The sequence below is a fragment of the Cysteiniphilum sp. QT6929 genome (genome assembly GCF_030035755.1).
GTDB lineage: Bacteria > Pseudomonadota > Gammaproteobacteria > Francisellales > Francisellaceae > Caedibacter > Caedibacter litoralis.
In genome coordinates, this window is record NZ_CP103983.1 from 806,256 (window position 1) to 820,297 (window position 14,042).

Sequence of the window (14,042 nt, forward strand, 5' to 3'; positions counted from 1 at the left end):
TGTTACTGTGTTGGATGTATTAATTAATCGGGAAGGATAGCTTATATGGAACACGCAGCAGATATGAACACACAGAAGTTTAGCATATTACTCATCGGAGTAGCGCTAAGCATCCCTTTTGTTGCCAAGGCAACACATCCAACACAATTAACTCATATCATTGAAGATGGTGTAAGCAACATGCTCAACTATGATCAAGGTGGGAATTTACTACTTGATGATCAAGCCACGCAATTTAGCTATAACAGCAACAATGAATTGATCAAATCAATCCAGTCTAATGGCAAAATAATCCATTATCGCTACGATGCTAAAGGGCAACAAATTGCGCAAACACTTCAACATCAAAGTCCTGTTTACCATTATTATGCCAATAATAAATTTATTGGTAGTCAGCAGCATCATTTGCTTAAATTCTACTTTGATGGAGGGGAGTTTAAATTAAGCCGTCAAAGTAACATGTTGGAGACTCAGCATTACATAAGCGATAATCTAGGCAGCATTATCAGTCATATCAACCCAGATAAAAAGCTCAATCATTATTATCGTTACCTACCCTTTGGTTTCATAAGCGATATCGATAAAAATGATGATTTAATGCATACGCCAGAGTTAGATCAACACTTAAAAGGTTTCAATGGCATATCAATGGATGCAATGACTGGTAATCAATTTTTAGGTAATGGCTATCGCGCGTATAATCCTCGCTTAGGTATTTTTCTGCAATATGACAGTCTATCTCCCTTTAGTGAAGGTGGCATACATGGTTATGCCTATAGTGATAACAATCCGGTTATGGCATTTGATCCTTCAGGGCATATCCCCGATTGGGCAAAACATGTTATCGTTTGGGGCGTTGGCGTTACCACAGCTACAGCGATGGGCATGGCAATCGCTGCTAGTGGCGGGGCATTAGCACCCAGTGCTGCCGTGGCACACCCAATGATAATGGCAGCCATTAGCGGTGCTATCGCTGGGGGCTCTGCTTCCGTTGCTGCACAAGCGACAAATGCCGGCTTAAATAAACAAAATTTTGCCAAACAAATGCGTAATGGCGGTTATGTTGGCGTGGCGATAGGAACAACACTTGGAGCAGCAGGCGGTGCCGTTGGAGGAAGTCAGGCATCGGCATCCATGAAACTTTCCTATGGTGCGATTATGGTTTTCTCTGAACCTGCAATTGAGCAAGGTGTTATGATTGGCGCTGGTTATCAGAGTAAATGGGACTGGGAGAGCTATGCCATTTCAGTTGTTAAAAATGCAGCAAGCATGAGTGTTGGCTATAATATTGACAATCTCAAAGCCTATCGTGTTAGAAATGCTCTTGAGACACGTCTCGCTAAGGCAGATTCTTTCACTAGTCAGACTGATGCAACACACAACTTTATAACATCAGTTAATAATGCTTCTACAGCATCTTCCAAGTTTCCACAAAGGGCTGACTCTCTGTCAACAACGCCTAACAAACAATTCAAGCGCATTAATGGTGACCATAACCTGACTGTAGAAAGCAGTGAAAAACCAGAACAGCAACCACTTCACAAGCCTTTTGGTTTAATTACTGCATAACAAGGTAATATTAATATATGCTAAAACATACCACTTCACTAGCGAGCGGATTATTACTATCATGCTTTACGTTAACATCACTATCAGCAAGTAATAGTTTTAATAGCTCAGACTCACCCATTCACTGGCAAGCCTGCAGCAATCATCAAAATTCAAAGGACTATCTCTGTGCAACGCTGAAGTTACCATTGGAATATAACCAGCCTGAGCTTGGCAATATTGATATTTATCTTACGCTTTACAATCCTTATCATGCGCAAAAGGTTCTATTGTATAACCCAGGAGGCCCTTGGTTGCCAGTCAGTGAATTGGATCTACAACCACTATTTAGCCAACGGCTATTAAAGGACTATGCTATTTTAGGCTTTGATCCGCGTGGTTTCGGACAAAGCACACGGCTTAACTGTCACATCAATGAGCGTATTTATGATCAATTTGCCAAAGTTGAAGCATTACCACAAGCCATCACAGGACTTATTGAATTACGCAATCAAATCTACCTTAGCTGCCAAAAACATGATAACAAGCTTTTCACGCGTATGGGCACAGAGTACACGCTACAAGATCTAGAGAAAATTCGCCAACAGTTAAATCTTGGCAAGATCAACTTTCTTGCACAATCCTATGGTACCTATTTAGCTGAGTATTATTTGGCAAAATACCCACAACATGTTAATAAGCTTGTGCTTGATGGGGTAATGGGCGCTGATCGCAATTTATATGAGGCAAATAAAACTCTGGCTATCGCTGATAAAGAAAGCTTTGATTATGCTTTTGACCTTTGTGCTAAAGACACACACTGTCCTATCTATCCCAATCCATGGATAAGGTTTTACCAAGCATTAACACGTGTAAAATACGGTGAAGTCTATGCCCACAAACGCCAAGTGTTAGAAAGCGATTTTTTATATCGCCTCATGGACTTTGTTAATAATGAAAAGGATTATGACAAAATCTATCTACTGATTGACAAGATCATGCAAAAACAGAACATTGATGACCTATTTGATTTTAGTCGCAATGATCAACTTGCCATTCAAGCGGCTTATTCTGCCGTTATTTGTCAGGATTCATATCACCTTAACTTCAATTCATTTCTAGTGTTTTTAAACCAACCAACGTTTGACGCCATTACCAAACATATGGCGATTGATTTCTCATTGCCTTGCACGGGACTTTGGCAAAATTTAATGAAAGCATCAACAAAGCTGAGCTTTACTGATGATACGCCTCAGATACTAATGCTTGCTAATCATTATGATCCACAAACTCCCTATGTCGATGCTAAAGCCATGCATGAGCTTATCCCACACTCGACACTGGTGAGTTATCATGGCGGTGGGCACTGTAGTTATCGCTTGACACAAGACAAATCAATTGATCAAAATGTAGACGATTATCTTCTCAAATAACCTCACGTCACTCTTGAAAAATAAAAACATTATGTATGATGACTGTGCATTAAATCACAGCACACGGAGCTTATACAACCATGTTAAAAAAAACACTTATTTGCAGCAGTTTACTTATTTGCGGCATAGCTAATGCAGGGGAAAATATCACCATCTCACCACCAAGTTATACCGATAATAATGGTGTTGTACGCAGCTTCACCTTTGCCCAGTTAGGGGTCACTGGTATTTATCTTCACAGAACTTGCAAAAGAACCTCGCATTACAATCACAATGATATGAGTCAAATTCTGAGCATCACGAATAGTAATAACTTTAATATTTATGTCCCTGCCTGCAAAAAATATAATGGTTCTCGCGGGAAGACCGTTCAAGTTGAGGTTCGAATTTTTACCAAAACCAACCAATATGGTGTTGCCAAAAGCTATATTAGCAAAAGCAAGTTTCCACAGCAACTTTTGGTTGCTAATCCACAGGATTGTTATAACAGTCTAAATAAAGGGATTGATTCTGCTTATATTGATGCCTGTCAAATCACCGACTTTACAACTAGATAATCTGCATAACTTAAGAGGATCATTTTATGAAATTTAAACTATTGTCATTAGCCTTCATATCAATTTTTGGCGTAGCCAATATAGGTTTAGCTACACAAAACAACAATGTCAATCTCACAGGTATTTCGGTCAGTGATATTAATCAGCAAACTGGGACAACTGTTTATGGTTATACCAATGGCTTACAACAATTTCCCATTTTAGTCACACTGAACTTTGACGGGCAGCCCGATGAAGATACACAACAGCATATCTGGGATCGTATCGGTTTATATATCACTAACGCCCAAGGAGTTGATCAACAAAACCCATATAAATTATCTTTAACACATGATAAACAAGGCGCTAATACGGCATGTCAGCAGGATCTCTTTGCCAAGTTACAAGATGGCAATCTCAATAGCTATACGTGGCGCGAAGGAGTCCCATTTTTAGATGGAAGTTACACAGATGCCAGTGCCAAATTACACATTGATTGGACACCAAACCAATGGCTCAATATTAATAATGGTCAAGGAAGTATGTGTATTACAAGCATCCAAAACCAAAACCTCAAGACAGGAACCTATGAGCATCCAAACAATCAAAATATGATGCTTTTTAGTCGTAATGCTTTAGGTGACAATCCATCTTCCATCAGTCGGATTTTTTATGTACAACTGCGTGCGCAACAACAACTGCCTCAAATGAATATCTATGGCATAGACTTACAAGGTGACGTTCCGGTAAGTACTAGTCAATACGCCATACTAGCAAGTAGCTTGCCCACTAATGATGTGATAAATGGAGCACCTTGCTTCACTCAGACCAGTTTGCCACTGCCACAAAATAAAGACGATTCTCTTGACTTACATATCGCGCTTGGCTATCAAATTATGCATAACAATATGCTAAGCTCCGGACATATTTTATATGCTCGAGTGAATAAGAACACCTCTGGAGAAACCGTTTCGACCCTGCAATTTGGTATGTATGGTTGTCAAGAGCCGTTTACCGCATCGCAAACCCAAAATATTGGAACCAATGCCAATGGCGCTAATCTGACAGATCCGAATAACTATAATTACTTTGATTATGATAACACTGGCATTTATACTAAATGTCCACTGGGTGATAATCAATGTCAAGGGGATAACCGATCCAAACTCATCACTTATATTAAGGCAGCTAACTTTGCCTGCAGCAATGTGCTGATCCACCCTACCATGGACCAGTTTACACAAGCCTATTTTAATCGTTCTGATTCTGATGATGCAAAACAAGGGGCTTCGAGTGTTGGGCTTGATGTTGGCGGCAATGATAAGCTTGTTTATCTTGGCTGGGCTCGTCCTGAGAACTATCCTGGTGACGTACAAATGTTTATTTATGATGATTTTGGTAATTTTAAATCGATCAATACTAGCGCTCCTATAAGCTTAAGCAAAACAGGCGATCTGTATTACAACCAGCTAAATGGCAACACCAGCATGCAACAATGCACCATACATTAATTTTATATCACCGCTAACAAGAAAGGAGTCTATAGTGAAAAAAATAGCGCTTTTATTCGCTTTATCTTATATCAACCATCTTTATGCAGATGCCAGATCAACACTGACATTTGAGAATAACTGTGCTGAGTCCGTGCAGTTTAGCATCAATGCCGACGAGGCGGGTCAAAGCTATACGGTTGAGCTTGACCCAAATCAATATGTTTTTGCTGGGAGTTATGTCAATACCAATACACTTGAACACACCACCTCAAACATCCAAATTCAATTTAATAGTTTGAAACATAACGGGCGTGTTAGCTACTTGTTAAACAATGGTTTCACAAATAATACAGCCACATTTACCAAGGCAGATGGCGATATAGAAATTGAGCATATGCCACTTAGCAAAGACTACAGCTACTCATGGCATAGCTATACGCTTTCTGGCAAACAAGAGATTCCAAGCTTTACTGTATCTGCTTGCAAACAAACATATGATATCTCAAAGAGTGATATAGCAGATATTCAGCGTATAGTTATCTTTGGCGATAGCATTAGTGATCAAGGGAATCTATATCACTACTCCGCTGGCATGATTCCTAAATCCATACCTTATTATCGTGGCATGTTTTCAAATGGCGCACCGTGGTCAGTACTACTTAAAAATACGCTTAAAAGCTTCAATATCGAAGTAAGCAATTATGCTGTAGGTGGCGCTACCGTTGTTTTTGAACCAGAATGGGCAAGCTTAGGACTACCTTATAATCTTGACGCTGAACTTAAAGCCTACCAGCTAGATCAAAAAAACTGGCGCAAAGATGAGCAAAAACTAGCGATATTTTTTATTGGTGCTAATGATTATTTAACAGCCGATAAATCCTTATCTGACAGCGACATACAGCAAATCAGTCACAAAGTTACCGATAAAATTATCAATGCTATTAATGAAGTTAATGCTGAAAATACCTTAATTATTGGACTTCCTGATTTATCCTTTACCCCCGAATCGCATGAGCGTAACAATGAAATAATACTTTCAAAGCTAACTAAAGCACATAACTCTCAGCTACAGCGATTTGCCTCAAGTAATGCTCATATCAAATTTATTGATATCGATCAGATGTTTTCTTTATTACTAAACGATCCTCAAAAATTTAACGCTCAATTTAATACAGTCATTGATCCTGAAAATAATGCTTTATCCTGCTGGCAAGGTGGTTATTTTAAGTATCGTTATCTAACGACAATAACAGATCAGCATCTTCAGCTTCCTTATCAAGGTAAGTTTTCTAGAGATGCAAAAGCAAATTTTTTAGTAGATGACTCAGGTAGTTTATGCGCTGATCCACAGCATTATATTTTCTGGGATCACGTCCACCCCACTTATCAAATTCAAAAAGCAATTTATCAATATATACTTAACGATTTGAACATTATAAATAAGCATAGATAACAAACAAAACTAAGGAAAACCTGATGTCTACTCCCAGCGTTCAACAACTACGAGAAAGATTACAAAATATTAGCATGAACTCCCCCGTTTATCCTTTTACAGGAGAAATTACCAATGCATTTAATCTGGATAAACAATTCGTAAATATGAATGCACGACTTTATCAACCTGAAGGTTTACTAAAAGAGACAACCTTAGTATTTTTTCATGGTGGAGGCTTTGTTGCAGGCAGCATTGACTCACATGATAATTTATGCCGCATGCTTTCACAAAAAGTCGGGTGTAAAGTGCTTTCAATAGAATATCCTTTAGCACCTGAGCATAAAAGTGACATGGTTATCAACTCATGTTACAAAGCACTATGTTTTATTCACCGATATGAAAGCAAGCTAGCAGTAATTGGGGATAGCGCGGGAGCAAATATTGCAACCGTATGCGCATTATTAGATAAAGAGGTAAATCAACTGGAGCTTCAAGCACAAATATTAATTAATCCAATCATTGACATGGTTAATCCCGGAAAATATCTAAATTTTCGCGATGCTTATATTCATGACCCTAATGATTTGAAGAATACATTATACTCTCCTTTGTATGCACAGCTTGAGAACATGCCGACAAGCATTATTGTGCTAAACAACGAGGATTCTCTTTTTGAGCAAGGTCAACTGTATAGTGAGAAACTGCAACTTGCTAAGGTGCCAGTGATCGCCAAAACATTTAATGGTGGACACTTAGGATCACATTTAGTGGATTTAGATGAACAAAGCCAAAAACCAATTGCTTGGCTGATAAACACACTACAACATACACTAAATTAACTATTCATTGTTTCTTAACGCATTCGCTATTGCTAAAATATCAATCACTCAAAAGGGCGTAAAATTCAATGGTATAAATGCTACACAATAGCTTATGGGCGGTATCTAGCGCACTCCCCTACGCTCATCCACGCTGCCATCACGAGCCAATGCCTCATGACAAATCAATAAAATACAATATTCTCATTATTATCTACGCGTAGAGCATATTTTCCGCCATTAATTGGCACTGTATCGCCATTATTGACTATATGCCCATTAATCTCTATATAAGTCACCCAATCACCAGTTCGATCATGTCTTAAAGTAACAATAGCAGATGCATCATCTACAGTTCTTATCAGCCAAGAGGCATATTTATCTATACCATTACAGCTTAGATGATCTTTATCTCTAAAGGTAGATGTTTGCACCTGACCTGGGTTCACCATGAGTGTTGGCGGGCGCACATACGAAACACATTTTGAGTATTTATGCCCTGTTAAATACTGGATACTTATCGCTGTATCTTTTCTATCATTATGAAAGTTCACTGGATGTGAGCTAGCGGAAAAACCGAATGTTGCCGTTAATAGCAACACTCCCGTTAATATATGTTTCTTTTGCATAGTTGCCTCTGTGTATACGTTATAAATTAATCAGTGAATCTCTACCCTTAAGCTATTAATGTCACATGATTCATACTGTTAACTTTAAGTTGATAATTGCCAAAAGATATAATGTCATTTACTTTGACCTCTTCACCATTAATAACAAGAAACTCACTCCAAGTGTAAACACCAAAAATATCACTATATTGAGGCTCGCGCTTAAAAGTAACAATCGCCTCACCACCCCCTGCCACTTTCAAAATCCATGATGCGCGCTTATTTGCTTTAGAACATGAATTATTATCTCTGTCCTTAAAATTAGATATTTCAGCCCCATCAGGTGCAATCATTAATGCTTGTGGGCTAACATAACTTACACATTTTGAATATTTGTGCCCCGTAATGTAATTTACTGATAACCCAGTATCATTTGTATCATTTTGAAATGTCACAGGATGAAGTGATGATGCAAAACACCCCCAACTTGTAAATAATAGTAGCATGGCACCTAGTTGTTTAAATCTCATTAGCAATAGCTCCTTTTGTTTATGCAGTTCATATTTATCTACCAAGCCATCTTTTAAAGCATTAATTTTAATATGATTTTAGATAGTAAGTAGTCAACACACTTTAGTAGATACACTTCACCCCGAATAGTAACCCTAAGTTATTTTGTGCTTGACTAACGTCTTATTTGGGTAATCACTAAACATAACCGCAGGTCACTCTTTTATTATGTTAGGTACTCATACACTTATCTGCATCAATAAACTATGGAGTAATCAATCAATGGGAATAAGTAACCTCACAAAGCACAAACGTCATCATTTTGGAATAGTGATGTCTACGATATTGCTATCAACATTAGGCAATCAAAGCTATGCACTTCCAACATTTACATCTACCCGCCAAGTCATAGATAAAGCAAATTTATTACATTACGTTATTGAAGATAACGCTGCACAACCCATTCAATATGATCAAAATGGCAATATCATTTTTGATAACAACGAAAATCAGCTTAGTTATGACAGCAATGATAAACTAATTAAAATAACTCAAAAAGATGGTGCTATTATCTACTATCACTATAATGCTGTGGGTCAGCAAATTAAACAAACCGTTAATAATGCAGAAGCACTCTATCATTACTACAACAACGGTGCCATCAATGAAGATCTGCAAAATGGTAATTTAAATTATTACACCGAAGCAGCTTTACTACGCATCACCCCTTCTGGCATACAGAAGCATTTCTATGTTAAAGATAATCTAGGCAGCACCATTAGTCTGATCGATCATCACAATAAATTGCAACACTATTATCGCTACTTACCCTTTGGTTTTGAAAGTGATGTCTTAGACCATGATCCAAAGTCCTTTGATGTATTTGATTTAGACAGCTCAAGTAAAACTTATAACGGTATATTGAGTGATCACACTTCAGGTTTGCAATTTTTAGGGAATGGCTATCGCGCCTATAACCCACAGTTACGTCAGTTTATGCAGCAAGATAGTCTGTCACCCTTTGACGCAGGCGGTATCAATGGCTATACCTATAGCGACAACAACCCAATTATGGCGTTTGACCCTTCAGGGCATAGCAGTGTATGGCAGAAGATTTGGGGTCACGGCGGCTCAACTATATTTAGCACGATTGCACCGATCGCACTAATGCCTTTAGCAGGACCATTAGCATTTGTCATCCCTTCGGTTGCCTTTGGTGCAGCCGCAGCCTCCATTGCCGCAGATTCCATTAACAATGCAACCTATCATCAAAACTGGCAACAACAGATGAAATCAACCGGTTGGAAAAATGCCGTGATTGCTGCAGGAAGTGCCGAAGCTACTGGTATTGTCAGTAGTGGTACAGGTGCCTTACTGAGTCCTGCTATTGCCGGAACTACTGGCGCTGTTGTCGCCTCAGCTGCTGCAGGTGCTATCACACAGGCAGGTACATCTCAAAGTTTAGCTATGGCGTTAGGCACGCAACAAGGCTTTAATATTGAAAGCTTTGTGACAAATGCTGCGATTGGCACTGCAATTGGCATAGCAGCAGGAATTATACAAACTACCCCAAAGAAAATTATTGTTAAACCTGATGGAAAAACCCCACAATTAGAAGGTTTATATGTACGAACTCCTGCCAGTGGTGAAACTCCATTAAATAATTATATTGAATCACTACATAATGACGTCGTCATGTATATGATCGAGCATGGTAATGAACTTACAGCAAGACAAAGATTAGAGAATGAACTACAGACCGTCACAGACAATTATAGACAGTTGGAAGCTATTCATGCAGCTCAAGTAAGCTATTTAGAAGATCAGGTAGCGACGCTACAAGCTCAGCAAACTGTACATGCATCGGTAATGCGACTTCAGTTCGTTGAAATCACTAGACTAGAGGATACAATCTTGAGACTAAAAAAGCCTTATACACATGGAGTATAGAAATAGCTCTGTATATCAAGCTCATTTTTAAATCGAACATTTTTTACATATATATCCATCATCAATCATTTTACGGATCATTTTATGAAAGATAACTTAATCTCCTTCAGACTTAAAAATGCGATTGTACTTTTCACAATCATGCTTTGCTACTGTAATACGGGTCATGCAAGCACTTTTAATCCTTTAGCTATGCAACTTACCCATGTCATTGATGATAATACAATCATAAATGTCCAACAAGATCAAAATGGCAATATCATTTTTGATAACAATGAGAATCAGCTTAGCTATGACAGCAATGATGAGCTGGTTAAAATCATCCAAAAAGATGGTGCTATTATCCACTACCACTATAGTGCTATGGGTCAGCAGATTAAACAAATAGTCAACAACGCCGAGCCTCTTTATCATTACTACAACCACGGTGCCATTAACGGCGATCTACAAAATGGCAATTTAAATTATTACAGCGAAGCAGCTTTACTACGCATTAACCCTTCAGGCATACAAAAACGCTTTTATGTTAAAGATAATCTTGGCAGCACCATTAGTTTGATCGATCATCACAACAAACTGCAACACTATTACCGCTACTTACCGTTTGGCTTTGAAAGTGATGCCTTAGCCCATGATCCAAAACCCTTTGATGTATTTGATTTAGACAGCTCAAGTAAAACTTATAACGGTATATTGAGTGATCACACTTCAGGTTTGCAATTTTTAGGGAATGGCTATCGCGCCTATAACCCACAGTTACGTCAGTTTATGCAGCAAGATAGTCTGTCACCCTTTGACGCAGGCGGTATCAATGGCTATACCTATAGCGACAACAACCCAATTATGGCGTTTGACCCTTCAGGGCATAGCAGTGTATGGCAGAAGATTTGGGGTCACGGCGGTTCTACCATATTTGGCACACTCGCGCCGATTGCATTGATGCCTTTAGCAGGACCTCTAGCATTTGTGATCCCTTCGGCTGCCTTTGGGGCTGTCACAGCCTCCATTGCCACAGACTCTATTAACAATGCAACCTATCATCAAAACTGGCAACAGCAAATGAAATCAACTGGCTGGAAGAATGCTGTGATTGCCGCAGGAAGTGCTGAAGCTACCGGTATTGTCAGTAGTGGTACAGGTGCCTTACTGAGTCCTGCTATTGCCGGAACTACTGGCGCTATTGTTGCTTCAGCTGCGGCAGGTGCTATCACACAAGCAGCTACTTCGCAAGGTTTAGCTATGGCGTTAGGTGCTCAACAAGGCTTTAATACTAACAGCTTTTTGACGAATGCTGCGATTGGCACAGTCACGGGAGCTACTATGGGTATAGTTCAAACACTGCCTGTCTCAATGATCGGTACGTTTCGATTATCTGAATTTAATAACAATAGCCTAGAATCATTTGATATTGATTTGGGCAGAAATAAACTCACACTTATTGATGAAAATGGCACAGTCCATAACATAACCCGCGAAAATGTTACCCAACTTGATTTAAATGACATTTATAAGAAAATTGCAAATCAATCATCATTTGCTTCTGTTGTAAAAGAAGTCGTAGCTCAATGGGGTATTGCAAATGGCTCTCAAACTCAAAAAGTATGTTATGAAATAAATTTACAAAATAAAACAGTAACTGGTACATTTCATGATACGTGGACAACTAAAAATTCTGCAAACTTAGACATAATTGAGTTAAAGCATCCTGCAGCAGTTCAATACGGCTTCACTGCAAACCTAACCACTGAAACCATTACTTGGCACGCAAGCATCGACAATCATTTCTTTCGATGACAGCTTTTTTCACCATTAACCAACCATCTTCCTATCTCACAAACACGCATATTTAAATGCCAGATTAGATAGACTATTTGGACGCCTTAGATTACTTTTCTTATAGACACCAAAACATAAATCGACAATTTCTTGCGTAAGAAATAGATTCGCAATTTTTTTCAACTCATATAAGTTGCGTTGTTTGTCATACAGTTGAAAATAATCATACAGTGCACCAAAATGCTTTTTTACCGTACTTTCTGAACAAAAAAGTAACTGTGCAATTGCTTTATAATCTAATTGCCACCAAGTGGCATAAATCAAAACTTTAAAAAGCTTGATAGGTAAATTAATGGTGTGAAAATAACGATTATCAACTATGACTACCTCTCTTAAATATTTATCCTTACGAATATCTACTTTAAGCTCAAGATTTAAGGGTTTTGATCGCCCAACCAAGCCACAAATTCGTCCATCAACAATAACAGGCTCCTTTTCTGTGACAACGAGATCAGATTCACCAAAGGGTCCTGGGAAACGTTCTAAATTAAGATATTTAGTCCCACTTTTTAGCACAATATGCTCACCCAATATGCAAAATGCATACAAATTCTGCCAAGCGCTCACTTCAGCAGCCGTCTTTCCTATCAACTGTGCTGCACTTGAGTAGCCTGCTAATTGATAATACGACTGGTTACATGCAATAACTCTCCCATTTAAATCTTTGGCAAATCTGGCAACTCCTGACTCTTTATCCACCATTTCAACATAACTAGTTATTATTTGCTTTAGCTTATTTCCATGCATTTCTATCATCACCCATATATTTATCTCTAAAATTCATCAACTTAATGATAACTTACAGGCTATTTATACTGCTCAACAAATATTTATGACAGAGTAATTTTACTCTTATCAGTGCAAATAACACACTATAAGTGATCTTTTAATCTTTTTTCATTTGCCTATTGCTACCGCTTACTCTAGAATGCCCACTTGCCAATCTTGCTTTAGGCAAAATACGCAAATAATCATGGGAAAATTTAGAATTATGCCCTTATTCAAATAGAACAATAAGTAAGCCCCCATAAGCTATGAGTGTTATTGATGAAATCTACCATACTGTTTACCAACGTCATTATAGAAAATTTTTGTCATTTCAAAAACGTCTACGTCAAGAACTCTATGCAAAGGAAGCTTGGTATAGTCATTTACTACTAGATGGGACAGTCTACAACCTGCCGCTCATGTCAAAAGAAGTATCTGAGATCTGGTATTCCTTTGACGACAAGATCCATGACAAATCCTATGTATACGAACATATGCTGGGATTTGGAAAATATGGTCGTTATACCGATGTTTTAACACAAAAAAACAATGAGCGAATACTGCAATTTGACCGCTACATGCAACAAAACCCGATCATTGGCAGTTATAATATTTTCATTAAGCATAATTTCGATGCATCTATTTCACTACTAGGGGTACTTAGCAATGAATTTATCAACTTAAACTCACCACTGAATCATAACATAGCACATAAGATTATGAATGATTTTGAAGCATTTTTTCACCCCAATAAAAGCTTCTATGAGGCTTGCAATATTAGCGCTGACTTAATAGCCTTGCGTGACACTCCTAGAATATTAGATCGCTTCTTTGCTCAATTTCCTGAAATACAAAGCCTATCAATGACAGATATTTTAATCCTTAAAGCCCTTTATTTTGGTGATATTAATGCCAATGATATTGCTCTAACCCTCAAAAAATCTAGACGTACTATTGAAAATCGATTGGAATACATCCGTGAGTGTCTAGGATGTAGTAACAAATATGAACTCTATCATCTCGTAAAATCCATGCCTGAAATTATTGCCTATGTATTTATTCGCTTAAAACATCTCCATCAACTATAAATCATACAGACATGTATAT

The 14,042-nt window shown here is 38.2% G+C and carries 12 protein-coding genes; 9 read left to right on the forward strand and 3 right to left on the reverse strand.

Features of this window, described 5'->3' with window-relative positions:
- Positions 1-45 precede the first annotated feature (45 nt).
- From NYP54_RS03465 to NYP54_RS03490, 6 genes are all read left to right on the forward strand, one after another.
- Positions 46-1,569: an RHS repeat-associated core domain-containing protein gene (locus tag NYP54_RS03465; RefSeq protein ID WP_117002923.1), complete on the forward strand. Its 1,524-nt coding sequence runs from the start codon at positions 46-48 to the stop codon at positions 1,567-1,569.
- Between the two features lie 17 nt (positions 1,570-1,586).
- Positions 1,587-2,981 carry an alpha/beta hydrolase gene (locus NYP54_RS03470; RefSeq protein WP_283157182.1) on the forward strand — a complete coding sequence of 465 codons (1,395 nt, stop codon included), beginning with the start codon at positions 1,587-1,589 and terminating at the stop codon, positions 2,979-2,981.
- 80 nt (positions 2,982-3,061) lie between these two features.
- On the forward strand, positions 3,062-3,538 hold the full coding sequence (locus NYP54_RS03475; protein ID WP_117002921.1) for a hypothetical protein: 477 nt from the start codon (positions 3,062-3,064) through the stop codon (positions 3,536-3,538).
- A 26-nt stretch (positions 3,539-3,564) separates the two neighbouring features.
- Positions 3,565-5,028 carry a hypothetical protein gene (locus NYP54_RS03480; protein WP_283157183.1) on the forward strand — a complete coding sequence of 488 codons (1,464 nt, stop codon included), beginning with the start codon at positions 3,565-3,567 and terminating at the stop codon, positions 5,026-5,028.
- A gap of 34 nt (positions 5,029-5,062) precedes the next feature.
- On the forward strand, positions 5,063-6,463 hold the full coding sequence (locus NYP54_RS03485; RefSeq protein ID WP_283157184.1) for an SGNH/GDSL hydrolase family protein: 1,401 nt from the start codon (positions 5,063-5,065) through the stop codon (positions 6,461-6,463).
- 23 nt (positions 6,464-6,486) lie between these two features.
- Entirely contained in the window at positions 6,487-7,284 is a 798-nt protein-coding gene (locus NYP54_RS03490) for an alpha/beta hydrolase fold domain-containing protein (RefSeq protein ID WP_283157185.1), read from the forward strand.
- Between the two features lie 164 nt (positions 7,285-7,448).
- Here the strand turns inward: NYP54_RS03490 and NYP54_RS03495 are convergent, their stop codons facing one another.
- Positions 7,449-7,892, reverse strand: coding sequence for a hypothetical protein (locus tag NYP54_RS03495; protein WP_283157186.1), 444 nt, complete (start codon positions 7,890-7,892; stop codon positions 7,449-7,451).
- A gap of 47 nt (positions 7,893-7,939) precedes the next feature.
- Complete coding sequence (locus tag NYP54_RS03500) at positions 7,940-8,401, reverse strand: hypothetical protein (protein ID WP_283157187.1); 462 nt, start codon at positions 8,399-8,401, stop codon at positions 7,940-7,942.
- 313 nt (positions 8,402-8,714) lie between these two features.
- Here NYP54_RS03500 and NYP54_RS03505 point away from each other — a divergent pair, with 313 nt between their 5' ends.
- Both NYP54_RS03505 and NYP54_RS03510 read left to right on the forward strand, forming a co-directional pair.
- On the forward strand, positions 8,715-10,331 hold the full coding sequence (locus NYP54_RS03505; protein WP_283157188.1) for an RHS repeat-associated core domain-containing protein: 1,617 nt from the start codon (positions 8,715-8,717) through the stop codon (positions 10,329-10,331).
- A gap of 84 nt (positions 10,332-10,415) precedes the next feature.
- Positions 10,416-12,125 (forward strand): RHS repeat-associated core domain-containing protein, encoded by a 1,710-nt coding sequence (locus NYP54_RS03510; RefSeq protein ID WP_283157189.1) that lies wholly within the window; start codon positions 10,416-10,418, stop codon positions 12,123-12,125.
- Between the two features lie 36 nt (positions 12,126-12,161).
- Here the strand turns inward: NYP54_RS03510 and NYP54_RS03515 are convergent, their stop codons facing one another.
- Positions 12,162-12,914 carry a hypothetical protein gene (locus tag NYP54_RS03515; RefSeq protein ID WP_117002913.1) on the reverse strand — a complete coding sequence of 251 codons (753 nt, stop codon included), beginning with the start codon at positions 12,912-12,914 and terminating at the stop codon, positions 12,162-12,164.
- Positions 12,915-13,201: 287 nt separating this feature from the next.
- On the opposite strand from NYP54_RS03515, the gene NYP54_RS03520 reads away from it, so the two are divergent.
- Positions 13,202-14,023, forward strand: coding sequence for a hypothetical protein (locus NYP54_RS03520; protein ID WP_117002912.1), 822 nt, complete (start codon positions 13,202-13,204; stop codon positions 14,021-14,023).
- Positions 14,024-14,042: the final 19 nt, after the last annotated feature.

Coding starts and splice junctions, on each gene's coding strand:
- NYP54_RS03510 (WP_283157189.1), top strand. CDS start 10,416: ATGAAAGATAACTTAATCTCCTTCAGACTTAAAAATGCGATTGTACTT.
- NYP54_RS03470 (WP_283157182.1), top strand. CDS start 1,587: ATGCTAAAACATACCACTTCACTAGCGAGCGGATTATTACTATCATGC.
- NYP54_RS03500 (WP_283157187.1), bottom strand. CDS start 8,401: ATGAGATTTAAACAACTAGGTGCCATGCTACTATTATTTACAAGTTGG.
- NYP54_RS03515 (WP_117002913.1), bottom strand. CDS start 12,914: ATGCATGGAAATAAGCTAAAGCAAATAATAACTAGTTATGTTGAAATG.
- NYP54_RS03490 (WP_283157185.1), top strand. CDS start 6,487: ATGTCTACTCCCAGCGTTCAACAACTACGAGAAAGATTACAAAATATT.
- NYP54_RS03520 (WP_117002912.1), top strand. CDS start 13,202: ATGAGTGTTATTGATGAAATCTACCATACTGTTTACCAACGTCATTAT.
- NYP54_RS03495 (WP_283157186.1), bottom strand. CDS start 7,892: ATGCAAAAGAAACATATATTAACGGGAGTGTTGCTATTAACGGCAACA.
- NYP54_RS03475 (WP_117002921.1), top strand. CDS start 3,062: ATGTTAAAAAAAACACTTATTTGCAGCAGTTTACTTATTTGCGGCATA.
- NYP54_RS03465 (WP_117002923.1), top strand. CDS start 46: ATGGAACACGCAGCAGATATGAACACACAGAAGTTTAGCATATTACTC.
- NYP54_RS03480 (WP_283157183.1), top strand. CDS start 3,565: ATGAAATTTAAACTATTGTCATTAGCCTTCATATCAATTTTTGGCGTA.
- NYP54_RS03505 (WP_283157188.1), top strand. CDS start 8,715: ATGTCTACGATATTGCTATCAACATTAGGCAATCAAAGCTATGCACTT.